The sequence below is a fragment of the Nonomuraea sp. NPDC049419 genome (assembly GCF_040676995.1).
GTDB lineage: Bacteria > Actinomycetota > Actinomycetes > Streptosporangiales > Streptosporangiaceae > Nonomuraea > Nonomuraea salmonea.
On the sequence record NZ_JBFAQB010000001.1, the window covers coordinates 903,014 to 926,729 of the forward strand.

Below are 23,716 nucleotides of genomic sequence, written 5' to 3' on the forward strand. Positions count from 1 at the left end.
CTCCATGCAGATCTTGAGGCGCAACCTGACGGCCTACGGGTTCTTGTGCGCGGCGCTGTTCTGCTTCACGGTGTTCGCCTGGTATCCCATGGTCAGGGAGTTCATCCTGAGCTTCCAGAAGACCGACCTGATCAACGAGCCGATCTGGGTCGGGCTGCAGAACTTCACGACGGCCTTCCTCGACCCGGCCTTCGGCGAAGCCTGGCTCAACACCCTGGAGTTCACGCTCCTCGCCCTGCTGTGCGGCTACGCCGTGCCGTTCGTCGTCGCGCTCGTCCTGAACGAGCTGCGCCACGCCCGGGCCTACCTGCGGTTCGTGGTCTACCTGCCGGTCATGCTGCCGCCGATCGTGGCCGTGCTGCTGTTCCGGTGGTTCTACGACCCGGGGCCCGGGCTGTTCAACCAGGTGCTCGACTTCTTCGGCCTGCCGGGCCTCGCCTGGCTCGACAGCTCCTCCACCGCGCTGATCTCCCTCGTCATCGTCTCGACCTGGATGAACATGGGCAGCGCGACGCTCATCTACCTGGCCGCGCTGCAGAACATCCCGCCCGAGCTGTACGAGGCGGCCGAGCTCGACGGCGCCGGCATCTGGAAGCGGATCAGGCACGTCACGATCCCGCAGACCCGGCTGATCCTGCTGCTCATGCTGATGCTGCAGATCGTGGCCACCATGCAGGTGTTCATCGAGCCGTACATGCTGACCGGCGGCGGGCCGGAGAACGCGACGGTCACGGTGGCGTACCTGATGTTCCAGAACGCCTTCACGTTGCAGGACTACGGCTCGGCGGGGGCGCTCGGCATGATGCTGATGCTCGTGCTGCTCGTCTTCGCCGCCTTCCAGCTCCGTCTGACCAGGGAGGACAAGGCGTGATCTCCGTCGGAGCCGGGGCGGCCGCCCGCCGCGCCCGGGGCAGGAAGCGCGCGCCGAAGCCGATCGAGGTGCAGTTCCGCACGATCGTCTCGCCGCACCAGCTCAACAGCAGGTGGGGCCGGCGCATCTACTGGCTGGTGCTGGTCGCGGTGCTCGTGCTGTTCACCCTGGCGTTCGTCTTCCCGCTGTACTGGATGGCGACCGGCGCGCTGAAGACGCCGGAGGAGCTGGCGCAGATGCCGCCCACGCTCTTCCCCGCCGACCCGTCACCCGAGGCGTTCTTCGAGGCGTGGGACCTGTTCGACATCGGGACGCTGCTGGCCAACACCGCCTACTACTCGCTGGGCGGCTGGGTGGTCTGCATGGCGGTGGACGTGTCGGCGGCGTACGCGCTGTCGAAGCTGCGGCCGATGTTCGGCAACGTCATCCTCGGCATGATGCTCGCCACGCTGATGATCCCGGCGATGGTGGTGCTGATCCCGCTGTACGTCACGGTCGTCGACCTCGGCCTGCTCAACAACCCGTGGGCGCTGTGGCTGCCGGCCGCCGCCAACGGCTTCAACATCTTCCTGCTCAAGCGCTTCTTCGACTCGATCCCCAGGGAGCTGATCGAGGCGGCGCAGATCGACGGGGCGGGGGCGGTGCGGATCCTGCGTTCTGTGGTCCTGCCGGTCTCCCGGCCCATCCTGGGTGTGGTCTCCATCTTCACGATCGTCACCTCGTTCAAGGACTTCGTCTGGCCGCTGCTGGTCATGACGGACAGCGACAAGATGACGATCAGCGTGGGCCTGTCGCAGACGGCCGGAGCCGTCACCCAGAACCAGGTCATGGGCGGGCTGCTGATCACCAGCATCCCCCTGGTCATCGTTTTCTTCATCTTCCAACGGCACATCATGGCGGGCCTGACCGCCGGAAGCATCAAGGGATGAGCGCATGTCGCAAACGTGGTGGCGGGGGGCCGCGATCTACCAGGTCTACCTGCGGAGTTTCGCCGACGGGAACGGCGACGGCGTCGGCGATCTCGCCGGCCTGCGCTCCCGCCTGCCGTACCTGAAGGAGCTCGGGATCGACGCCATCTGGCTCAACCCGTGGTATCCGTCGCCGATGGCCGACGGCGGCTACGACGTGGCCGACTACCGCGGCATCGAGCCGGTCTTCGGGACGCTGGGCGAGGCCGAGCGGTTCATCGAGGAGGCGCACGACCTCGACATCAAGGTCATCATCGACGTGGTGCCCAACCACAGCTCGACCGAGAGCGCCTGGTTCAAGGAGGCGCTGGCGGATCCGGCGGCGCGCGGCCGGTTCTGGTTCGCCGACGAGCCGCTCAACGACTGGCAGTCGATCTTCGGCGGCTCGGCCTGGACGCAGGTGCCCGACGGGCAGTGGTACCTGCACCTGTTCGCCCCCGAGCAGCCCGACCTCAACTGGACGAACCCCGAGGTGCACCGGGAGTTCGAGGACGTGCTGCGGTTCTGGTTCGAGCGCGGGGTGGACGGCTTCCGCATCGACTCGGCGGCGCTGCTCATCAAGTCGGACACGGCGTACGAGGATCTCGACGAGGTCCACGACGTCTACCGCCGCTGGCGCGAGGTGGCCGACGAGTACGGCGAGCGCATCCTCATCGGCGAGGTCTGGCTGCCCGACCAGGAGCGCTTCGCCCGCTACCTGCGCCCCGACGAGCTGCACACCGCCTTCAACTTCGACTTCCTGTCCTGCGCGTGGGACCCGCGCGACCTGCGCAGGTCCATCGACCTGACGCTGGCCACGCACACCCCGATCGGCGCCCCGCCGACGTGGGTGCTCTCCAACCACGACGTGACCAGGCCGGTCACCAGGTACGGCCGCGCCGACACCTCGTTCGCCCACGGCGGCGCCCTGCACGGCAGCCCGACGGACCTGGAGCTCGGCTACCGCCGCGCCCGCGCCGCCGCGCTGCTCGCGATGGCGCTGCCCGGCTCCGTCTACGTCTACCAGGGCGAGGAGCTGGGGCTGCCCGAGGTGGAGGACCTGCCGGACGAGCTGCGCCAGGACCCGATGTACGCCCGCTCGGGCGGCACGAACCCGGGCCGCGACGGCTGCCGCATCCCGCTGCCCTGGTCGGGGGACGAGCCGCCGTTCGGGTTCGGCACGGGCACGCCGTGGCTGCCGCAGCCGGAGAGCTGGCGCAAACTGACCGCCGAGGCGCAGCGTACGGACCTCGGCTCGATGCTCAACCTCTACCGCTCGGCGCTCGGCATCCGCCGCGAGCTGCTCGGCGACGGGACGCTGACCTGGCTGCCGATGGGGGAGGAGGTGCTGGCCTTCACCCGCGACTCGGGCCTGACCAGCGTCACGAACCTGAGCGCCGCCCCGGTGCCGCTCCCCGAGGGCCGCGTGCTGCTGTCCAGCGGCCCGCTGGACGACGGCCTGCTGCCCGCTGACACCACGGTCTGGCTGACGCCGGCCTGATCGACGGCGCCTGATCAACTGGGGCGGTTACGATCGCGGCATGGCACGCCTGCGACGCACCCCACCGCACGAACTCGGCCCCGAGGCGAAGACGCTCTACAACAGCATCACCTCGGGGCCGCGCGGCCGGTTCATGGTGGACGAGTACGGCGGGCTCACCGGGCCGTTCAACGCCATGCTGCTCAGCCCGCCGGTCGGCGACCCGCTGCAGCAGCTCGGGGCGGCCATCCGCTACCACTCCACGCTCACCGACCGGGCCAGAGAGCTGGCGATCCTCGTGGTGGCCGGCCACCAGGACAGCGCGTTCGAGCAGTCCGCCCACGAGCCGATCGCCCGCGACCTGGGCTTCACCGAGGAGCAGCTGGCCGCCCTGCGCGCCGGCGACACCCCCGAGCTGGACGACCCGGGGGAGCGGGCCGTGCTCCGCGTCGCCCGCGCCCTGGTCACCGAGGGCGACCTGGACGACGAGGAGTACGCGGCGCTGAGGGAACGCGAGCTGTTCGAGCTGACCACCCTGGTCGGCTACTACGCCACCCTGGCACTCCAGCTCCGCGTCTTCCGCGTCTGACGGTCAGCGGGTCTCGCCGGTCGGGTCGTCGAGCCAGGCGTTCAGCGCCGCGCGGGCCGCGTCCGCGCGTTCGGGGAAGCGCAGGGCCCTGACCAGCACCCAGAGCGTGCCCTGCAGGCCGCGGGCGGCCAGGCACGTCCGCAGGACGGGGTCGCCGGGGTCGGCGCCGTAGGCGCGGACGGCGGCCCTGCCGTCCATCCGCGTCGTCCGCAGCAGGCACGCCAGGTCCCAGCCGACGGGCCCGGCCATGCACTCCTCGAAGTCGTTCCACCGCAGGCCGTCCGGCGTGGCCAGCAGGTTGCCGGGATGCGCGTCACCGTGCACGGCCTGCGCGGTCGCCGCCACGCCGTCCAGCCGCCGCGCCAGATCGGCGTGCGCCTCGCGCAGCCGGGCCAGGACGTCGGGCTCGACCGTGCCCGCGAGCAGGTCGAGCAGCCGCAGCGGCTCGTCCAGCACGGGCCCGAGCAGCGGCAGCCCGCCGGGGTGAGCGCGCAGGGCGGCGTGCAGCTCGGCCAGCATCCCGCCGAACGTGGCGGGCGTCGGCACGTGATCCGGCTCGTGCTCGGCGTACGCCCAAAAAGAGAGCGTCACCCCGTCGCGTACGTGCGGCCCGGCCGGCAGCAGGTCACTGGGCGGCACCACCGGCGCGCCCGCCCCGGCGAGGAACGACACGACGGCGAGTTCCCGCGCCAGCGCCTCCTCCGGCCGCGCCCGCCCGAGCGCGGTGACCGTGGGCACCCGCGCCACGACGGGCGCAGGCCTCAGATGGACGCGCACGTTGAACGAGTCGTTGAGCACCACCGGCTCCCGCACGAGCACCCCATGCTCCCGGGCCACCGCGACGGCCGCCGCCACAGCCGCACGGGCGGACACCGGAGCGGCCACGCCAGCCTCCGGCGGACGCACGGGAGATCCCGTGCAGGACCTCGGTCCGTCCACGTCAGGCCGACTCTCGGACGACCAGCTCCGTGGGCAGGATGACCGGGGCGGTGGGGCCGCCCTCGAACAGGTTGAGCAGCAGCCGCACCATGGCCGCCGCCTGCTCCGCGATCGGGTGGCGCAGCGTGGTCAGCGGCGGCTCGGTGTATTTGGCCGCCTCGATGTCGTCGAACCCGACCACCGCCACGTCGTCGGGCACCCGCCTCCCGGCCTGGCGCAGCGACTGCAGCGCGCCCACCGCCATCAGGTCGTTGGCCACGAACACCGCGTCGAGCGCGGGATCGTCGCGCAGGAGCTGCCGCATCGCGACGGCCCCCGACTCGCGGGTGAAGTCGCCGACCGCGACGATGGAGCGCCGGTCGGAGTCGCGCAGCACGTTGCGGTAGCCGGTCAGCCGGTCCTGCCCGGCGATCATGTCCTGCGGCCCCGCGATGGTGGCGATCCTGCGCCGCCCGGTCTCGACCAGGTGGCGCACCCCCGACTCGGCCCCGCCGACGTTGTCGTTGTCGACGAACGGGATCTCGACCGGCACGGCGGGCCGCCCGTAGGAGACCACCGGCACCCGCAGCCGCGACAGGGCCGACGGCAGCGGGTCGGCGCCGTGCATGGACAGCAGCATCACGCCGTCGACGTGGCCGCCGGAGATGTAGCGCTCCACCCGGGCGTGGCTCTTGGGCGAGGACACCAGCATGAGCACGACCTGCTTGTTGACCGCCTCCAGCTCCACCGAGGCCGACCTGATGGCGGTGGAGAACATCGGGTCCTCGGAGAAGACCCGGTTGCCCGGCTCGCTCACGACCAGGGCGACCGAGTCGGTGCGCTGGGTGACGAGGCTGCGCGCGGCCGAGTTGGGGACATAGCCCAGCTCGTCGATCGCGCGCAGCACGGCGTCGCGGATGTCGGGCGCGACCGTGGTCTGCCCGTTGACGACGCGGGAGGCGGTGGCCCGCGAGACACCCGCCCGGGCGGCGACCGCCTCCAGGGTCGGGCGTCTCATGACTGCACACGAAGGGAGAGCACGGTAAAAATCTACAGGCCGTTCCTGACGATGACGTCCCTGTACCAGAGCGCGCTGTCCTTGGGCACCCGCTCCTGCGTCGCGTAGTCCACGTGCACGATGCCGAAGCGCCGCCGGTAGCCCTCCGCCCACTCGAAGTTGTCGAGCAGCGACCACACCAGGTATCCGCGCAGGTCGGCGCCCGCCTCGATGGCGCGGTGCACCTCGCGCAGGTGCCCGTCCAGGTACGCCACCCGGTCGTCGTCGTGCACCCTGCCGTCCTCGACGACGTCGTCGAAGGCCGCGCCGTTCTCGGTGACCATGAGGCCGACCTGCGGATAGTCCTTGGAGAGCCGGACCAGCAGGCGGGACAGGCCGTCGGGGACGATCGGCCAGCCCATGGCGGTGGTGGGCGCGTCGGCGGGGGCGAACCTGACGCCCTCCGAGCCCGGCCAGGCGGCGTCGGCCGGCAGCCCGGGGCCCGCCTCCACGACGCACGGGTTGTAGTAGTTGATGCCGATCAGGTCGAGCGGCGCGTTGATCAGCTCCAGGTCGCCGTCCTGGATGTGCGCGGTGCCGCCGTTGCGCTCCGCCGCCGCGAGCACCTCCTCCGGGTACGTCCCGTACACGGCCGGGTCGAGGAACTGCCTGGTGAGCAGCGCGTGGATGCGCTGGGCAGCCGCCGCGTCGGCCTCGCCCGCGACCGCCGACGGGTCGTTGACCTGGGCCGGGGTGAGCACGGGCGCGGAGTTGACGACGAGCATGATGCTGCCCGCACCCGACTCGCGCAGCCGCCTGGCCGCGAGCCCGTGGCCGAGCAGCAGGTGGTGGGCCGAGCGCAGCGCCTCGCCAGGATCGCGGCGGCCCGGCGCGTGCACGCCGTTGCCGTAGCCGAGGAACGCGGCCACCCAGGGCTCGTTGAGCGTGGCCCAGTCGGTGACGCGGTCGCCGAGCTTGTCGTGGACGGCCTGGGCGTAGTCGGCGAACCGGTACGCGGTGTCGCGGTTCGTCCAGCCGCCCCGGTCCTCCAGGGCTTGGGGGAGATCCCAGTGATAAAGCGTGGCATAAGGCGAAATGCCGGAGGCGAGCAGTTCGTCCACGAGCCTGTCGTAGAAGGCCAGGCCGCGCGGGTTGATCTCCCCCTCGCCGTCGGGCTGGATGCGCGGCCAGGCCACCGAGAACCGGTAGGCCGCCAGCCGCAGCTCGCGCATCAGGGCGATGTCGTCGCGGTAGCGGTGATAGTGATCGCAGGCCACGTCGCCGGTGTCGCCGTCGGCCACGTTCCCGGGGGTGTGGGAGAAGGTGTCCCAGATCGACTGGCCCCGCCCGTCCTCCTTGACCGCCCCCTCGATCTGATAGGAGGCCGTGGCGGCTCCCCAGACGAAGTCCTCGGGAAAGATCATCCCTTAACAGCTCCTTGCATGATTCCGCCGATGATGTGCTTGCCGAACAGGGCGAAGACCGCCACGAGCGGCAGCGTGCCGATCGCGGTGCCGGCCAGGCCGAGCACGTAGTCGTTGACGTAACCGCTGGCCAGGGTCGACAGCGCCACCTGGACGGTGGGGTTGTCCGGGGTGAGCACGACCAGCGGCCAGAAGTAGTCGTTCCAGGCCGACATGAACGTCAGCATGCCGAGCACCGCCGCCGCCGGCCGCGCCGTGGGCAGCACGACGTGCCAGAACAGCCGCCACGTCGTGCAGCCGTCCACCCGCCCGGCCTCCAGCAGCTCGGTGGGCAGCGCGCGCTGGAGGTACTGGGTCATGAAGAACACGCCGAACGCGTTGACCAGCGCGGGCACGATGAGCGCGTAGTTCGTGCCGGTCCACTCCAGCTTCACCATGAGCATGTAGAGCGGGATGATGCCGAGCTGCGCCGGGACCATCATGGTCGCGACCGTGATCACCAGCATGATGTTCTTGCCCCTGAAGCTCAGCTTGGCGAAGGCGAACCCGGCCAGCGTCGAGAAGAACATCACCGCGATCGAGATCGAGCCGGCCACGATGACCGAGTTGAGCAGCGCCAGCCCGAACGGCACGGTGTCGAAGACGCGCGCCACGTTGGCGAAGAAGTTGCCGCCGGGCAGCAGCGGCGGCGGCACCTCGGCCAGCGCCGAGTTGTGCCTGGAGGCCACCACGACGCTGTAGTAGAGCGGGAAGGCGGAGAAGAAGGCCACCGCGATCAGGGTCAGGTAACGCAGCCTCACAGCAGACCGCCCTTCACGCGACGGGTGAGGAGGAAGTTGATGCCGGCGACGACCACCACGGCCACGAACATCAGCCAGGAGGCCGCGGAGGCGTACCCGAAGTCGAACGTCGCGTTCGCGAAGCCCTGCTCGTAGACGAACAGCGCCAGCGTCTGGAACTGCCGGTCGGGGCCGCCCGTGGCGATGCCGCCACCGCCGCCGCTGCTCTGCCCGAACAGCATCGGCTCGGCGATGATCTGCATCGCGCCGATCGTCGAGACGATGACCACGAAGATGATCGTCGGCCGGATCATGGGAATGGTGATGCGGCGGAGCTGGGTGAAGCTGCTCGCGCCGTCAAGGGTGGTGGCCTCGTACAGATCGCGCGGTACGGCCTGCATGGCCGCGAGGAAGATCAGCGCGTTGTACCCGGTCCAGCGCCACATGATCATCACCGAGAGCGCGACGTGCGAGCTGGCCGTGCCCGCCGCCCAGTCGATCTGGCCCACCCCGAACCAGGACAGGAACCAGTTGATCATCCCGAAGTCCCGGCCGAAGAGCTGGCTGAAGATCACGACCACCGCGACCACGCTGGTGACGTTCGGCAGCAGCAGCGCGACCCTGAACAACGTCTGCAACCGCAGCCGCCGGTTCAGCAGGTGCGCGAGCCAGATGGCCAGCGCGAGCTGCGGCACGGTGGACAGGACCCCGATGGACAGGGTGTTGAAGGTGGCGTTCCAGAAGTAGGAGTCGGCCAGCAGCGTCGAATAGTTGCCGAGGCCGATGAACTCCTGCGTCTCCGACAGCAACGTCCACTCGTGCAGGCTCACCCAGGCCGTGTAGACCAGCGGGAAGAGCCCGAAGGCGCAGAACAGCAGGAAGAAGGGGGCCACGTAGGCGTACGGCGACACCCTCACATCGAGGGTGTGCCGCACGCTGCGCCTACGCCTCTGCGTGACCGCGAGAGGAAGGGAGCTCATTTGATCTTCTTGACGTCCTCGAGCACCTGCGCCCACGCCTCGTCCGGCGTCTGCTTGCCCTGCTCGACGCGGCCGAGCCCGTTGCCGATGGCGGTGCGCACGTCGGCCTCCTTCGGGCCGAGGTGCTGCGGCTTGAGCGCCTTGGCGGCGTCGGAGTAGATCTTGCCGATGGGGGCGTCACCGAAGAACGGCTTGGTGAAGCTCTGGATCGACGGGTCGTCGTACAGCGAGGGGATCGACGGGAACGTGCCCTCCTCCTTGAAGACCTTGGCCTGGTTCTCCTTGGAGGTGAGGAAGTCGATCAGCTCGGCCGCCTCCTTCGGGTGCTTGCTCTGCTTCGGCACCATGAGGTGCGAGCCGCCGCTGTTGCCCGAACCGCCCGGCACCGCCGCGATGTCCCACTTGCCGGCCGAGTCCTTGGCCTGCTCCTGGATGAAGCCGGTCATCCAGGCCGGGCAGATGATCGTGGCGAACGAGCCCTTGGCGAAGCCGGTGTTCCACGGCGGGGAGAAGGCGGCCAGCTTGGCGGTCAGGCCCTCCTGGGTGATCTGGTTCGACAGGTCCCAGGCCTTCTTCACGTCGGGGTTGGACTCGACGATGATGGTGTCCTGGTCGTCGTACAGGCCGACGGGGGCCTGGTTGACCATCGCACGGAAGATCTCACCTGGCGAGTCCACGAACTTGGCGCCGGCCACGTTCGCCGCGGCGAACTTCTTGCCGGTCGCGATGTACTCCTCCCAGGTCGGCCAGAGCGCCGAGACCTTCTCGCGGTCGTCGGGCAGCCCGGCCTTCTTGAACAGGTCCTTGCGGTAGCACATGGCCAGGCCGCCGACGTCGGTGCCGAGGCCGAGGACCTGCGAGCGGTCCTTGGACAGGCCCTGCTGCCACTTCCAGTCGAGGTACTCCGGCTGGCGCTTGTCGAGGCCGTACTGCTTGAGGTCGACGAACTTGCCGGGCTGGGCGGTGAAGGTGCTGATGTAGCCGACCTCGACCGCGGCGACGTCCCCCGCGCCCGCGTTGGTCGCCAGCCGCTTGACCAGGTTGCTGTGGTGGTCGTTGAACTGGGTGACGTTCTCGACGATCTCGATGTTCGGGTGCGTCTTCTTGTATTCCTCGTAGAGCGGCTGGAAGCCGAAGTCGCCGAACAGGTCGACGGTCAGCTTGATCTTCTCGCCGGGCTTGGCGCTCGACTCGGCCGCGGTGCCGTCGCCGCCTCCGCCACAGGCCGTCGCCAGGGCGAGGACGGACGCGGTGAGCAGGGGCAGGCCGAGCCGATGGATGCGAGGGGCCATCGAAACCCTCCTGGGTCTCTTGCATAGGGGGTGAGTGAGAGAGCGCTCTCTCAGAAGATTCGCGGTGCTCACAGGGCTCTGTCAACGGGAGTCACATAACGAATGCGTTATCCGTGAGAGCGCGATCTCAGGTGCTCAGGCGCCGTTTCCCGAGGTTGTGCGGACAGGAACCGGTTCAGCCGGTGAGCGCACGGCCGGCCATGCGGGCGTACATGCGGCCGGGGCTCGGCGCCGTGGTGAGGAAGCCGGGCAGCATGGGCAGCGCGACCGCGAAGGGGTCGAGGCGCTCGTACAGCTCGTCGGCGTCGGCGGGGCGGTCGGCGGGCTGCTTCTCCAGAAGCTGCGCCAACAGCGCGCCCAGCGGCTCGGGCAGCCCGGGGATGTCCGGCGGGCGCTCCTTGACCTGCTTCTCGAAGACGACGTAGTCGGTCGGCCCGGTGAAGAGCTGCCGTCCCGAGAGCATCTCGTGCAGGACGCAGCCGAGGGAGTAGAGGTCGCTGCGCGGCTCGGTGACGCCGTGCTGGATCTGCTCGGGCGCCATGTACGCCGGCGTGCCCAGGATCTGCCCGATCCTGGTGAACGTCGTCACGTCGGACTCCCTGAGCATCGCCAGGCCGAAGTCCAGCACCTTCACGCTGCCGTCGGGGCAGAGCATGAGGTTGGTCGGCTTGAGGTCGCGATGGCAGATCGACAGCGCGTGGGCCGCCGACAGCACCGCGCACGCCTGCGCCGCGATCGCCGCCGCCCACGGCACCGGCAGCGGCCCGTGCTCGTGCACCAGGTCGGCCACGGTGACGCCCTCGATGAACTGCATCACCTGGTAGAGCCGCTGCTCGTGGGTGCCGAAGTCGTAGAGCACGGGGGCGCCGGGATGCTCCAGCCTGGCGAGGATCCGCGCCTCCCTGATGAAGCGGCGCTCCAGCTCGTGGTCGGGGCCGCTCGGCAGGCGCAGCAGCTTCACCGCCACCCTGCGGTCGAGGTGGCGGTCATGGCCCGCGTAGACGGCGCCCATGCCGCCTTGCCCGAGAGGGAGGTCGTCGAGCTCGTAGCGGTCACCGATGACCATAAACCCCCTCTCCCGCAGCCTTCCGGAGAAAACTACACCGTCAGGACTGCGGGTGCAGGTGGCCGTCGGCGAGGCCGTCGAGGCCCAGCCGGATCAGCGTCTGCCCCAGCGTCGAGGTCTCGCGGATGGCGTCCTCCAGCACGGCCAGCTGACGGAACGCCGCGCCGTACGCCTTCTGCTCCTTCAGCGACAGCCGGGGCAGCCGGGTGCGGCGCACGTCGAACCTGCTGGAGCCGGTCGTCACCCGCCCGCCCGCGGCCCGCAGGAACCCGGCGAGGAAGTCGGGGTCGAGCCGGCGCCCGTCCACGCGATAGAGCGTCAGGTGGGGTCCGAGCACCGCCCCGCCGTCGGCGATCACGCGGACGGCGCTGTAGGAGGCCACGACGTCGCCCGCCCTGATCGGCACCAGGCCCTGCTGCATGGTGGTCGAGCCGGACGGCGAGCCGCCGTTGAGCAGGTCGTCGGAGGTGAGCACCGGGATGTCGCCCCCGTCGGCGGCCATCTTGGGCGGCGCCTGCGAGGTGGTGACCAGGCCCTCCTTGATGAGGTCGCCGAGCGTGGTGGCGGGCTGGTCGAGCGGCTGCTCCAGCACCTTCAGGTCCGGCGGGACCGCCGTGGCGGCCAGGAAGCGGTCGCGGGCCTCGGCGAAGGCCCGGCCCACGTCGTCGCGCCGCTGGTGCCGGGCCGGGGTCATGTCGACCTCGTCGGCCAGCAGGTCGATGATGCGGACGGTCTGGTCGGAACGGTCCTCCACGTACGCCTGCCAGGCCGGCTCCACCGCCGACAGGTCGGTCGTGGCGTCGAGGATCAGCACCTCCGACGGCGGGCGCTCACCGGCGGCCGGGCGGCGCAGCAGCCACAGGTCGCTGCCGGGCAGCGCCACGACGGCCCGCAGGGCGCCGGCGCGGAGCAGGTTGGCCCTGATGCGGCGGCCCGCCTTGCGGCTGGCGGCGGCCGGCGGCATCAGGATGGCCACCAGGCCGCGCGGCTTGACGTGGGTGAGGCAGTGCTGCACCCAGGCCAGCTCGGGCTCGCCCCTGGGCGGCAGGCCGTACTCCCAGCGGGGGTCGCCGGTCAGCTCCTCATAGCCCCAGGCCCGCTCGTTGAACGGCGGGTCGCACACCACCGCGTCGGCGCGCTCGCCGGCGAAGCCGTCGCGGCGCATGGAGTCGCCGGCCACGATCGTGGCCTGGACGCCGCGCAGCCGCAGCCGGGAGGCGGCGATGGCGGCGGAGGTCTCGCTGAGCTCCTGGCCGAGGATGCGGCCGGCGCGGCTGGAGGCCAGCAGCAGCGTGCCGACGCCGCACGCGGGGTCGAGCACGGTGGCGCCCTCGGCGCCGGCCAGCCGGACCATGAGCGCGGCGACGTCGTCGCGGGTGACCGAGAGCTGGCGCGAGTGGGCCTCGAGATAACGCTCGCAGAGGAACTCGTACGCCCGCAGCGGCCCCAGCTCCTTGCCCAGCTCCAGGATGAGCCCGGTCAGCTCGGGATCGAGCGCCCCCGGATGACCTGCGCTTTCCTGGCCGGAGGCGTCGGCCTGGCCGTCGCGGGCGGCGTGGGCCGCGCCGGTCAGCAGCGCTCCCGCGCGGGCCACCAGCTCGCCCAGCCGCAAATCTCCGGCGGCTTTCAGGCGTTGCCACGCCCGATCTCCCAGGGAGACCTGGTAGGACTTCCCATAGCGACGCAGCCATGACTCGACCTGCCGCAGCGAGAACAGCGGCTGGTTGGCGGTGCCGCCGATGGGTTGGGGGAAGTCGTCGTGGCGACGGCGCCAGTTGCTCACCGCGGCCCGCCCGACGCCGGCGAGCCGGGCGATGTCCCCGGCGTTGACGGTCGGGTCGTGGCTCATGGAGCCCACAGTAGTTCACAACGAGTCTTCAGCGCATCTGCTTGTGAAGTCTTTCAACCAATGATTTACTGCAGGGTATGAAGCACAACATCCGCTATGCCGCCGGATCAGATGTGGGCCGCCGCAGGGAGCAGAACGAGGATTCTGGCTACGCGAGCGGCCGGTTGCTCGTGGTGGCTGACGGGATGGGTGGACACGCGGCCGGCGAGCTGGCGAGCTCGGCGGCGATCGCCGTCATGCGCGAGCTGGATGCCACGCTTCCCGAGACGGGCGCCGACCTCGAGGCGGCCCTGGAGGGCGCCGTGCACGAGGCGGCGCGCAGGCTGGTCGAGCTGGCCGACATCGACCCCGCTCGCAGGGGGATGGGGACCACGGTGACCGCCATGCTCTGGGACGGCTACCGCTTCGCCCTGGCTCATCTCGGTGACTCCCGCGGATATCTGCTTCGCGATGGTGCTCTCTACCAGATGACCAAGGATCACACACTTGTGCAGTCGATGGTGGACGAAGGGCGCATCACGGAGGACCAGGCCGCCGTGCACCCCCGGCGGTCGATGGTGCTGCGCGTGCTGGGCAGCGAGGGCCGGGCGGAGCCCGACATGGCGCTGCGCGAAGCCGAGCCTGATGACCGCTACCTCCTCTGCTCCGACGGGCTGACGACCGTGCTCGGGCCCGAGGTCCTGCACGAGGTGCTGACCAATGTGGCAGACCCGGCGGCGGCCGTCCAGCGGCTCATCGACCTCGCCAACGAGGGCGGCTCGCCCGACAACGTCACCGTGATCGTGGCCGACGTGGTGGCGCCGGGCGCGGGGGACGTGACCCTCTACCGCGTGGGCGCCGGCTCCTAAATCACGTAGTAGCCCGTCTCATCAGCATCAGCAGCAACACAACCGAAATTTCGCCTCATAGGGTGACACTTTCCAGGTGACCCGCGCGCATTCGCGATGGCGCTACTACAGTCCATCGTGATTCGCCGGTTTTCTGGGAGGAGTCACGCTGGACCCGATCGCCGACAAGCTGCTGAAGACGGTGCGACAGGAACTCGGATACAAGGAGAAGAGCGGCCAGTTCACCAAGTTCGGCCAGTGGTACGCCGATCGTGTCCAAGACACCCAATACCGCGACGCGCCGTGGTGCGACATGTTCCTCGCCTGGGCCGCGGACAAGGCCGGCGTCTCCGACTACGTCGGGGAGTTCGCCTGGACGCCCTCGCACGCGGCCTGGTTCATCCAGAAGGACGCGTGGAGCCAGCGTCCTGAGCCGGGCGCGCTGGTCTTCTTCGACTGGCGCGGCGGCAAGAGCTACAAGGGCATCGACCACGTCGGCGTCGTCGAGCGGGTGGCCGGCAAGAAGATCCACACCATCGAGGCGAACGTCGATCGCGTCTGGCTCAAACGCAAGATCAGAGAGACCGACAAGGTCGTGGGCTACGGCATCCCGCGCCTGGTCAAGGCCAAGGCCGACCAGGACGAGATCCGCTCGACCGAGCAGCCCTTCGTCTCGCCGCCGCGGACGCAGACCGGGCACGGCTCGCCCTTCGACGTCTTAGGCACGCCGCCCGCGTTGCTGGCCGTCATGGTGCTGACGACGATCATCCTCTCGCTGCGCGTCACCCGCGGCCGCGGCACCCACCGCCGCCTCGCCTGGCCCTGGCTCGGCCGCCGCCCTTCCAGCGCCCCGGACATCCAGCGCGTCCCGTCTCCCAGGAACCCGTTCGCGGGCGAGGGAGCCGCCAAGGCCCAGGGCGCGGCGCCTGCCCGTCCCGCCCGTCCGCGGGTGCCCGCCGGTTCCGCAGCCGAGCACGCCCCCAGGCGGCGCAGACCGTACGACGAGGGCTAGGCCGTCAGGTCGATCACCGCCTTGACGTCCTTGGCCGGCTCGAACGCCTCCAGGGCCCGCGTCAGCGGCACCCGCCGGGTGATGAGCCGCTCCAGCCACCGCCGGTCGGCCCGCGCCAGCGCCTCGGCCGCCGCGCGGAAGTGCCGCAGGTTCGCGTTGACCGTCCCGAAGACCACGTCGTTCTCCAGCACGATGTCCCGGTTGATGACGCCCGCGTCCACGCGGTGCGCGCGCCCGCCGGGAGCCAGCCCGCACAGGCACACGATGCCCACCGCCGCGGTGGTCGTGAGCGAGTCGATGACGAGCTGCCCCGCACCCGTGCACTCGATGATGATGTCCGGCTTGGCCCGCTGGAAGTCCTCCAGCGTCGAGGACGAGTGGTAGATGCCTCCCAGCTCCTCCACGAGGCTCGACTTGAGCCCGGGCGGTGACCGGTCGAGCACGTGCGTCTCCAGCCCGCGCTGCCGGCCGAGCAGCGCCGCCAGCAGCCCGATCGGCCCGGCGCCCGTCACCAGCAGCGTGCGCGGCTCGAACCAGGCCCTGGCGCCGATGCGCTCGATCTGCTCCCACGCCTTGGCGACCACGGAGGCGGGCTCCACCAGCACACCGAGGGTGTCCAGAGCGGGATCGACGCGGACGGCGTAGGCGGCCTCGATCGTCCACAGCTCGCTGCCGAAGCCGTCCAGCTCCTTGATGCCCCGCTCGGTGTAGCGGCCGTTGCGGCACATGTCGAACTCGCCGCGCCGGCACGCGCCGCACGGCTCGGGGTCGGGCCGGCGGACGACGCCCGCCACCAGGTCGCCGGGCGAGAACGCGGAGCCGTCGGGGGCCCGCAGCACCCGGCCGAGCGACTCGTGCCCGATGACCATGCGCTCCTCGCCGGGCGGCGGCCAGCCGTAGTCGCCCTGCACCAGCTCCCTGTCGGTCCCGCAGATCCCCAGGGCGAGCCCCTGGACGAGCAGCTCGCCCTGGCGCGGCTCGGGGTCGGGCACCTCCCGCACCTCCAGCGTGTCCTTGCCGCCCGGCACGAACGTGAGCGCGCGCATCGCCTCACCTCCTCGCCACGGCCCCTACCCCGGAGTCCCTTGGGAAATAGTAGGACGTCCTAGTATCTTCGTAAGTGAAGCCTCCACGAAGGAGTGATCAGGCGTGCACGTCCCGGTACACCCCGTCCGCTTCGTGACCGCCGCGGCCCTGTTCGACGGGCACGACGCGGCGATCAACATCATGCGGCGCATCCTCCAGTCCCAGGGGGCCGAGGTCATCCATCTCGGGCACAACCGCTCGGTCGACGAGATCGTCACGGCCGCCATCCAGGAGGACGTCCAGGGCGTGGCGATCAGCTCCTACCAGGGCGGGCACGTCGAGTTCTTCAGCTACCTGGTCGACCTGCTGCGCGAGCGCGGCGCGGGCCACGTCAAGGTGTACGGCGGCGGCGGAGGCGTGATCGTCCCCGAGGAGATCGAGCTGCTGCACTCGCGCGGCGTCGCGCGCATCTTCTCGCCCGAGGACGGCCAGCGCTACGGCCTGCCCGGCATGATCAACCAGCTCGTCCAGGAGTGCGACGTCGAGCTGGGCGACCCGCCGCCGGCCGAGGCCGTGATGGCCGGCGACCAGGCGGCGCTGGCCCGCGCGATCACCCTCATCGAGGGCGGCAGGGCCCCCGCCGAGCTGCTCGACGGCCTGAAGAGCGCCACCGACCGCCGCCCGCCCGTCCTCGGCATCACCGGTACGGGCGGCTCGGGCAAGTCCTCGCTCACCGACGAGCTGGTCCGCCGCTTCCGCGTGGACCACGACGACAAGCTGCGCATCGCGGTCATCGCCATCGACCCCACCCGCAGGCGAGGCGGCGGCGCACTGCTCGGCGACCGCATCAGGATGAACAGCCTGAGCCCGCAGACCTACTTCCGCTCCCTGGCCACCAGGGGCGCGCCCAACGAGGTGCCCGCCTGCCTCGACGACGTCATCGCCGCCTGCCGGGCCGCCGGCTACGACCTGGTGATCGTCGAGACGCCCGGCATCGGCCAGGGCGACGCGGGCATCGTGCCGCACGTGGACGTGCCGATCTACGTCATGACGCCCGAGTTCGGCGCGGCCTCGCAGCTGGAGAAGATCGACATGCTCGACTTCGCCGAGGCCGTGGTGATCAACAAGTACGAGCGGCGCGGCGCCGAGGACGCCCTGCGCGACGTGCGCCGCCAGCTCGTACGCAACCGCGCGGCGTTCGGCGTCGCACCCGAGGACATGCCGGTCTTCGGCACCATCGCCGCCCGCTACAACGACAGCGGCGTCACCGCCCTCTACCACCACCTCAAGCCGCTGCTGTTCACCGGCGCGACGGGGCCCGGCCTGCTGGCACCGGTCGAGGGCCGGACGTCGAAGGTGTCGGCGGCCATCGTGCCGCCCGCGAGGGCCCGCTACCTGGCCGAGATCGCCGAGACCGTGCGCGGCTACCACGCAGAGACGCTGGCCCAGGCGGAGGTGGCCAGGCGCAGGCAGCAGCTGGCCGCCGTACGCGACCTGCTGGGGGAGGGCCCGGGGGAGGGCGCGGAGCCGGCGCGGCTCGCCGAGCTGACCGAGCAGGCCGAGCGGGAGCTGAGCGACGAGAGCCGCGCGCTGCTCGACGCCTGGCCCGCGCTCAAGGAGCGCTACCGCGCCGACGAGCTGGTGGTGAGGATCCGCGACCGCGAGATCCGCACGCCGCTGTGGCGCGAGACGCTCTCCGGCAACCGCATCCCCAGGGTCGCGCTGCCCCGCTACACCGACCACGGCGACCTGCTGCGGTTCCTGCGGAGCGAGAACCTGCCCGGCATGTTCCCGTTCACCGCCGGGGTGTTCCCGTTCAAGCGCGACGACGAGGATCCGACCAGGATGTTCGCCGGCGAGGGCGACCCGTTCCGCACCAACAGGCGCTTCAAGCTGCTCTCGGAGGGCCAGCCCGCGACCCGGCTGTCCACCGCGTTCGACTCCGTCACCCTGTACGGCCACGACCCCGACCCCAGGCCCGACATTTACGGCAAGGTCGGCACTTCCGGCGTCTCCATCGCCACGCTCGACGACATGAAGGTGCTCTACGACGGCTTCGACCTGGCGGCGCCCAACACGTCGGTGTCGATGACGATCAACGGGCCCGCCCCGACGATCCTGGCCTTCTACCTCAACGCCGCCATCGACCAGGCGAGGGACCGCTTCCGCGCCGAGCACGGCCGCGACCCCGGCGAGCAGGAGGACCGCGAGCTGCGCGCCCGCACGCTGGCCACCGTCAGGGGCACCGTGCAGGCCGACATCCTCAAGGAGGACCAGGGGCAGAACACCTGCATCTTCTCCACCGAGTTCTCGCTGCGGATGATGGCCGACATCCAGGAGTGGTTCATCCAGAACGGCGTCAGGAACTTCTACTCGGTCTCCATCTCCGGCTACCACATCGCCGAGGCGGGGGCCAACCCGATCAGCCAGCTCGCGTTCACGCTGGCCAACGGGTTCACGTACGTGGAGGCGTACCTGGCCAGGGGCATGAAGGTGGACGACTTCGCGCCCAACCTGTCGTTCTTCTTCTCCAACGGCATGGACCCCGAGTACAGCGTGCTCGGCCGGGTGGCCCGCCGCATCTGGGCGGTCGCCATGCGCGAGCGCTACGGCGCGGGGGAGCGCTCGCAGAAGCTGAAGTACCACATCCAGACGTCAGGGCGCTCGCTGCACGCCCAGGAGATGCACTTCAACGACATCCGCACCACGCTGCAGGCCCTCATCGCCGTCTACGACAACTGCAACAGCCTGCACACCAACGCCTACGACGAGGCCGTCACCACGCCCTCGGCCGACTCGGTGCGCCGCGCCATGGCCATCCAGCTCATCATCAACCGCGAGTGGGGCCTGGCCAGGAACGAGAACCCGCTGCAGGGCGCGTTCATCATCGAGGAGCTGACCGACCTGGTCGAGGAGGCGGTGCTGGCCGAGTTCGAGCGGCTGTCGGACCGCGGCGGCGTGCTCGGCGCGATGGAGACCGGCTATCAGCGCGGCCGCATCCAGGACGAGTCGATGCTGTACGAGACGCGCAAGCACGACGGCTCGCTGCCCATCATCGGGGTCAACACCTTCCGCAACCCCGCGCACTCCGACGACGCCGACCCGCACAAGCTGGAGCTCGCCAGGGGCACGGAGGAGGAGAAGCAGTCCCAGCTCGACCGGCTGCGCGCCTTCCACGAGCGGCACCGCTCCGAGGCGTCCGCCCAGCTCGCCCGGCTGCGCGAGGTCGCCATGTCCGACGGCAACGCCTTCGAGGTGCTGATGGAGGCGGCCAGGCACTGCTCGCTCGGCCAGATCACCGACGCCCTGTTCGAGGCCGGCGGACAGTACCGGCGCAACGTCTGAGCACGACCCGGTGCGCCGGGGCGGCGGGCCGGCGTCGATAGGATCGCGCTGCTGGGCAAGATCAGGGGACCATCGTTATCAGGAGGCTTTCCATGTCCGACGTCACGTTCAAGGGCAACCCCATCACCGTCGCCGGCACCTTCCCCAAGGCGGGCGACACCGCTCCCGCGTTCCGGCTGGTGGGCAGCGACCTCGCCGAGCGCACGCTCGACGACTTCGGCCAGAAGACCAAGGTGCTCAACATCTTCCCGAGCCTCGACACCGGCGTCTGCGCCGCCTCGGTGCGCCGCTTCAACGAGATCGCCGGTGAGCACCCCGACGTGGCCGTGCTCTGCATCTCGGCCGACCTGCCGTTCGCGCAGGGCCGCTTCTGCGGCGCCGAGGGCCTGGAGAACGTCACCACGCTGTCGATGATGCGCGGCCGCGAGTTCCTCGCCGACTACGGCGTGGCGCAGGAGTCGGGCCCGCTCGCCGGTCTCGCCGCCCGCGCGGTGGTCGTGCTCGACGGCGACAACAAGGTCGTCTACTCGCAGCTGGTGCCGGAGATCACCCAGGAGCCCGACTACGACGCCGCCCTCGCGGCCCTCAAGTAAGCGGTCAGCCGAGGCGGGCGGTCAGCTCGTCCTGGAAGGACGCGGCGAGGTCGAGCAGGTGGCGGTCGTCGGTGGCGGTGTGCTGGAGGTCGAGGATCAGCTCGTGCGCCCCGGCCTCCACCGCCTCGGCGAGGTAGGCGCTGATCTCGGCGACGGTGCCGCTCCTCGGCGGCCGGCCGTCGCCGGTGACGATCGGGTTGGCGCGCAGGATCATGCGCAGCGCGCCGGGGTCGCGCCCGGCCTCTTCCGCGGCCCGGCAGACGGTCTGCCACATCGCCGTCAGCATGGGGATGGGCAGCGTGGCCGTCAGCCAGCCGTCGCCGCGCCGCCCGATGCGGCGCAGCGCGGGCTCCGCGAAACCCGCGAGATGGAGCGGCGGGCGGCGGGCCGGCTTGGGCTCGATGTGGCTGGGCGGGATCGTCCACAGCTCGTGCTCGAACGAGACGGGGTCGGTGGTCCAGATGGCCTCAAGCGCGTCGAGCGTGGCGTCGTAGCGCCGGGCCCGGTCCTGCCACGGCACGCCGGCGGCGGCGTACTCGTCGGAGGACCAGCCGAGCCCGAGCCCCGCGTCGAGCCGGCCGCCGCTGAGGTGGTCGATGGTGGTGAGGGAGCGGGCCAGCACGGCGGGGGCGTACCAGCAGGCGTTGAGTGCGCTGGTGCCGAGGCGTACGGACGTGGTGACGGACGCGGCGACCGACAGCACCGCGAACGGGTCGAGGAAGACCCGGTGGGCTTCGGGGATGGAGCCGTCGCCGCCGGGATAGCGGTCCTTCGGCGCCACCGGCGTCAGCAGCCGGTCACCGGCCCACAGGCTGTGGAAGCCCATCTTCTCGGCTGCCCGCGCCACCTCCAGCACGCTGGCGAGCGAGGCGAACCTGCCGTACTGCGGGACGGCCAGCCCGACGCGCATGGCTCAGCCCTTCCTGCCGACGCCGCACAGGATGAGCGAGGAGGCGGGGTCGTCGACGAAGTCGATGACGTCGGCCTGCTCGGGCCGCCACTCGGGCAGCCACACCAGCCCGGGGTCGATGAGCGTGAACCCTTCGAACAGCTCGCGGATGCGTTCTCTGCCGCGCAGCGTGAGCGGGGCGCTGGCGCTCTGGTAGACCTGGGTGCCGCGATCGACGGCGGCGGCCCTGGCGTCGCTGGTGCCGTGGGACAGCACGAGGTAGCTGCCGGGCGCGAGCGCGTCGCGCAGGGTGGCGAGGATCTCGCCGGGCCGCTCGGCCTCGGTGATGAAGTGCAGGATCGCGACCAGCAGCAGGCCCACGGGCTTGCCGAAGTCGATGGTCCGCGTCACCTCGGGATGGGCGAGGATGGCCGCCGGATCGCGCAGGTCGGCCTCGATCACGGTGGTGTCGGCGCCCTGGTCGGCCAGCAGCGCCCTGGCGTGCACCAGCACCACGGGGTCGCGGTCGACGTAGACCACCTTGGCGTCGGGCGCGACCTTCTTGGCCACTTCGTGCACGTTGCCCTGGGTGGGCAGGCCGGTGCCGATGTCGAGGAACTGCGTGATGCCGGTCTCGGCCAGGTGGCGCACCGCGCGGCCCAGGAAGGCGCGATTGGCCCTGGCGGCGGCCCGCAGCTCGGGGGCGACCCTCAGGATCTGCTCGGCCGCCTCGCGATCGGCGGGGAAGTGGTCCTTCCCGCCGAGGTAGTAGTCGTAGAGCCGGGCCACGCTGGGGGTGTTGGGGTCGAAACCGAGTGACTCCTGCTCCAACCGTCTTCTCCCGATCATCGAGGTAACGATCTTTGCCTGGAGTCTACGGCCCGGCGCCGACAAAAGAGATCATCGAGCCGTCGATCTAGGCTGTCAATGTGGATGACACCGGGACGACCGTAAAGATTCCCGGCGAGGTGCGGCGGATCGTGTCGCTGGTGCCGTCGCTGACCGAGTCGGTGGCGGCCACCGTGCCGCATGCCCTGGTCGGGGCCACGAAGTGGTGCTCGCATCCGGCCGATCTCGACGTGGCGAGGGTGCGCGGCACCAAGAACCCCGACCTCGGCGCGATCCTGCGGCTGCGGCCCGACGTGGTGCTCGCCAACGCCGAGGAGAACCGCCCGTCCGACATCGAGGCGCTGCGCAGGTCAGGCGTCGCCGTCTGGGTGACCAGGATCGCGACGCTGGAGGAGGCGTTCGCGTCGCTGGAGCGGATGTTCACGCACGCCTGCCGTACGGACCCGCCCGGGTGGCTGGCCGAGGCCCGCGACGCGTGGAGCACGCCGTGGGAGGGCCCGAGGCGTACGGCGATCATCCCGATCTGGCGGCGGCCCTGGATGGTCGTGGGCCGCGACACCTTCACCGGCGACGTGCTCAGGCGCCTCGGCGTCGACAACCTGTACGCCGGCCACCCCGAGCGCTACCCCAAGATCCCGCTCGACGAGCTGACCGGCCACCGCCCCGACCTCGTGGTGCTGCCCGACGAGCCCTACGCCTTCAGCGCGACCGACGGCCCCGAGGCGTTCCCCGGCCTGCGCTGCGTGCCGGTCAGCGGCCGGCTGCTCACGTGGTACGGCCCTTCGCTGGTGGCGGCGGCCGGCGAGCTGCGCCGCGCGCTCAGCTGACCTTGTCGCTCCTGGCCTCGGCCAGCGCGGTGTCGACGGCGGCGGCCGACAGCACGTGCTCCATGACGATCACCGCCATGCCCACGATGCCGGCCCGGTCGCCGAGCGAGCTGGTGACGATCTCGAGGTTGCGGGTCGTGTACGGCAGGCTTCGCCGGTAGACGGTCTCCCTGATGCCGGTCAGGTAGTGCTCCCTGGTGCGCGCCATGTCGCCGGCCAGCACCAGCACGCCGGGGTTGAGCAGGCTGACCGCGGTGGCGAGGACGACGCCGAGCGTGCGCCCCGCCTCCTGCACCTTGGCGATGGCGGCGGCGTCGCCGCTCTGCACGAGCCTGACGACCTCGCGGCTGGAGGACACGCCGAGGTCGGAGGCCAGCGCGTGGCCGCTCGCCAGCGAGGCCACGCAGCCGCGCGAGCCGCAGGTGCAGACCCGGTCGTCGGTCTCGCGCAGGCGTACGTGGCCGATGTTGCCCGCCGCGTCCTCGACGCCGCGGTAGACCTGCCCGTCGAGCACGATGCCGGTGCCGATGCCGGTGGAGACCTTGACCAGGACGAGCGAGTCGGTGCCGCGCCAGGACGACCACCACTCGCCGAGCGCCATCGCGTTGGCGTCGTTCTCGACCAGGATGGGCACGTCGTAGGAGGCCCTGATGGCCTCGCGCACGGGATGGTCGTCCCAGCCGGGCATGAGGAACGACCTGATGACGTGCCCGGTGACGTGATCGACCGAGCCGGGCACGTCGAGCCCGATGCCGCACACGTCGGCGGCGGGCCGCCCGGCCCGGTCCAGCATGCGCTGGAACGCCTCGCGCACCCACGAGAGCACCGCGTCGGGGCCCAGCTCGATGCGCATCTCGGTGCGCTCTTCCGCCATGGAGCGGGCGGCGAGGTCGGTGAGCGCCACCCTGGCGTGGGTGGCGCCCAGGTCGGCCACCAGGATCAGCCGCCTGGCGGCGTGCACGTCGAGCACCGAGGGCGGCCGCCCGCCCCCTGACGCGCCGACGCCGGACTCGTGGATGTATCCGGCGGCGATCAGCCGGTCGACCCGCTCGGTGATGGTCGAGCGGGACAGACCGGTGTGCTCGATGAGCTCTTTACGGGTACGGCAGGAGCCATGGCGGATGAGCTGGAGGATCTGCCCTGCCGTCAGCATGGG

General features: G+C 70.8%; 21 protein-coding genes. 9 read left to right on the top strand and 12 right to left on the bottom strand.

Annotation, left to right across the window (positions count from 1 at the left end; translation table 11 throughout):
* The first annotated feature begins 4 nt into the window (after positions 1 to 4).
* From AB0K12_RS04180 to AB0K12_RS04195, 4 genes are read left to right on the top strand one after another with little or no spacing between them, the layout of a single operon-like run.
* Positions 5 to 871 carry a sugar ABC transporter permease gene (locus tag AB0K12_RS04180; RefSeq protein WP_364378997.1) on the top strand — a complete coding sequence of 289 codons (867 nt, stop codon included), beginning with the start codon at positions 5 to 7 and terminating at the stop codon, positions 869 to 871.
* Positions 868 to 1,800 carry a carbohydrate ABC transporter permease gene (locus AB0K12_RS04185; protein ID WP_364555409.1) on the top strand — a complete coding sequence of 311 codons (933 nt, stop codon included), beginning with the start codon at positions 868 to 870 and terminating at the stop codon, positions 1,798 to 1,800. The genes AB0K12_RS04180 and AB0K12_RS04185 overlap by 4 nt, the downstream gene beginning before the upstream one ends.
* Before the next feature lie 4 nt (positions 1,801 to 1,804).
* The gene (locus tag AB0K12_RS04190) at positions 1,805 to 3,319 is read left to right on the top strand and encodes a glycoside hydrolase family 13 protein (RefSeq protein WP_364555411.1); all 1,515 of its coding nucleotides are present in this window, start codon (positions 1,805 to 1,807) and stop codon (positions 3,317 to 3,319) included.
* Positions 3,320 to 3,359: 40 nt separating this feature from the next.
* Positions 3,360 to 3,887, top strand: coding sequence for a carboxymuconolactone decarboxylase family protein (locus AB0K12_RS04195; RefSeq protein WP_364555413.1), 528 nt, complete (start codon positions 3,360 to 3,362; stop codon positions 3,885 to 3,887).
* A gap of 3 nt (positions 3,888 to 3,890) precedes the next feature.
* Here AB0K12_RS04195 and AB0K12_RS04200 read toward each other — a convergent pair whose 3' ends face one another.
* From AB0K12_RS04200 to AB0K12_RS04235, 8 genes are all read right to left on the bottom strand, one after another.
* Positions 3,891 to 4,772, bottom strand: a complete 882-nt coding sequence (locus tag AB0K12_RS04200) for an aminoglycoside phosphotransferase family protein (protein WP_364555415.1) — start codon at positions 4,770 to 4,772, stop codon at positions 3,891 to 3,893.
* Between the two features lie 55 nt (positions 4,773 to 4,827).
* A complete protein-coding gene (locus tag AB0K12_RS04205) occupies positions 4,828 to 5,823 on the bottom strand; it encodes a LacI family DNA-binding transcriptional regulator (RefSeq protein WP_364555417.1) in 996 nt (331 codons plus the stop codon).
* A gap of 32 nt (positions 5,824 to 5,855) precedes the next feature.
* Entirely contained in the window at positions 5,856 to 7,226 is a 1,371-nt protein-coding gene (locus tag AB0K12_RS04210; protein WP_364555418.1) for a GH1 family beta-glucosidase, read from the bottom strand.
* Positions 7,223 to 8,026, bottom strand: coding sequence for a carbohydrate ABC transporter permease (locus tag AB0K12_RS04215; protein ID WP_364555419.1), 804 nt, complete (start codon positions 8,024 to 8,026; stop codon positions 7,223 to 7,225). The genes AB0K12_RS04210 and AB0K12_RS04215 overlap by 4 nt, the downstream gene beginning before the upstream one ends.
* Positions 8,023 to 8,985 (bottom strand): sugar ABC transporter permease, encoded by a 963-nt coding sequence (locus AB0K12_RS04220; protein WP_364555420.1) that lies wholly within the window; start codon positions 8,983 to 8,985, stop codon positions 8,023 to 8,025. The genes AB0K12_RS04215 and AB0K12_RS04220 overlap by 4 nt, the downstream gene beginning before the upstream one ends.
* Positions 8,982 to 10,277, bottom strand: coding sequence for an ABC transporter substrate-binding protein (locus AB0K12_RS04225; protein ID WP_364555422.1), 1,296 nt, complete (start codon positions 10,275 to 10,277; stop codon positions 8,982 to 8,984). The genes AB0K12_RS04220 and AB0K12_RS04225 overlap by 4 nt, the downstream gene beginning before the upstream one ends.
* A 175-nt stretch (positions 10,278 to 10,452) precedes the next feature.
* Positions 10,453 to 11,343 carry a serine/threonine-protein kinase gene (locus tag AB0K12_RS04230; protein ID WP_345397369.1) on the bottom strand — a complete coding sequence of 297 codons (891 nt, stop codon included), beginning with the start codon at positions 11,341 to 11,343 and terminating at the stop codon, positions 10,453 to 10,455.
* Positions 11,344 to 11,383: 40 nt separating this feature from the next.
* Positions 11,384 to 13,192 carry an N-6 DNA methylase gene (locus AB0K12_RS04235; RefSeq protein ID WP_364555424.1) on the bottom strand — a complete coding sequence of 603 codons (1,809 nt, stop codon included), beginning with the start codon at positions 13,190 to 13,192 and terminating at the stop codon, positions 11,384 to 11,386.
* A 77-nt stretch (positions 13,193 to 13,269) separates the two neighbouring features.
* Between AB0K12_RS04235 and AB0K12_RS04240 the strand changes: the two genes are divergently transcribed.
* Together AB0K12_RS04240 and AB0K12_RS04245 are read left to right on the top strand one after the other, a co-directional pair.
* On the top strand, positions 13,270 to 14,040 hold the full coding sequence (locus tag AB0K12_RS04240) for a protein phosphatase 2C domain-containing protein (RefSeq protein ID WP_364555425.1): 771 nt from the start codon (positions 13,270 to 13,272) through the stop codon (positions 14,038 to 14,040).
* Between the two features lie 181 nt (positions 14,041 to 14,221).
* Complete coding sequence (locus AB0K12_RS04245; protein ID WP_364555426.1) at positions 14,222 to 15,031, top strand: CHAP domain-containing protein; 810 nt, start codon at positions 14,222 to 14,224, stop codon at positions 15,029 to 15,031.
* On the opposite strand, the gene AB0K12_RS04250 is transcribed toward AB0K12_RS04245, so the two are convergent.
* Entirely contained in the window at positions 15,028 to 16,077 is a 1,050-nt protein-coding gene (locus AB0K12_RS04250; protein ID WP_364555427.1) for a glucose 1-dehydrogenase, read from the bottom strand. The two genes, AB0K12_RS04245 and AB0K12_RS04250, sit on opposite strands and share 4 nt — an antisense overlap.
* A gap of 103 nt (positions 16,078 to 16,180) precedes the next feature.
* On the opposite strand from AB0K12_RS04250, the gene icmF reads away from it, so the two are divergent.
* Positions 16,181 to 19,402 carry a fused isobutyryl-CoA mutase/GTPase IcmF gene (icmF, locus tag AB0K12_RS04255; protein ID WP_364555429.1) on the top strand — a complete coding sequence of 1,074 codons (3,222 nt, stop codon included), beginning with the start codon at positions 16,181 to 16,183 and terminating at the stop codon, positions 19,400 to 19,402.
* Positions 19,403 to 19,494: 92 nt separating this feature from the next.
* Positions 19,495 to 19,995 (top strand): thiol peroxidase, encoded by a 501-nt coding sequence (gene tpx, locus AB0K12_RS04260; RefSeq protein WP_345397384.1) that lies wholly within the window; start codon positions 19,495 to 19,497, stop codon positions 19,993 to 19,995.
* A gap of 4 nt (positions 19,996 to 19,999) precedes the next feature.
* Here tpx and AB0K12_RS04265 read toward each other — a convergent pair whose 3' ends face one another.
* Both AB0K12_RS04265 and AB0K12_RS04270 read right to left on the bottom strand, forming a co-directional pair.
* Positions 20,000 to 20,905 (bottom strand): TIGR03619 family F420-dependent LLM class oxidoreductase, encoded by a 906-nt coding sequence (locus AB0K12_RS04265; RefSeq protein ID WP_364555431.1) that lies wholly within the window; start codon positions 20,903 to 20,905, stop codon positions 20,000 to 20,002.
* Between the two features lie 3 nt (positions 20,906 to 20,908).
* Positions 20,909 to 21,733 (bottom strand): SAM-dependent methyltransferase, encoded by an 825-nt coding sequence (locus AB0K12_RS04270; RefSeq protein WP_364555433.1) that lies wholly within the window; start codon positions 21,731 to 21,733, stop codon positions 20,909 to 20,911.
* An 80-nt stretch (positions 21,734 to 21,813) separates the two neighbouring features.
* Between AB0K12_RS04270 and AB0K12_RS04275 the strand changes: the two genes are divergently transcribed.
* Positions 21,814 to 22,560: a helical backbone metal receptor gene (locus AB0K12_RS04275; protein ID WP_364555435.1), complete on the top strand. Its 747-nt coding sequence runs from the start codon at positions 21,814 to 21,816 to the stop codon at positions 22,558 to 22,560.
* Here the strand turns inward: AB0K12_RS04275 and AB0K12_RS04280 are convergent.
* Positions 22,553 to 23,713 carry an ROK family transcriptional regulator gene (locus AB0K12_RS04280; RefSeq protein WP_364555437.1) on the bottom strand — a complete coding sequence of 387 codons (1,161 nt, stop codon included), beginning with the start codon at positions 23,711 to 23,713 and terminating at the stop codon, positions 22,553 to 22,555. The two genes, AB0K12_RS04275 and AB0K12_RS04280, sit on opposite strands and share 8 nt — an antisense overlap.
* Between the last annotated feature and the right edge of the window lie 3 nt (positions 23,714 to 23,716).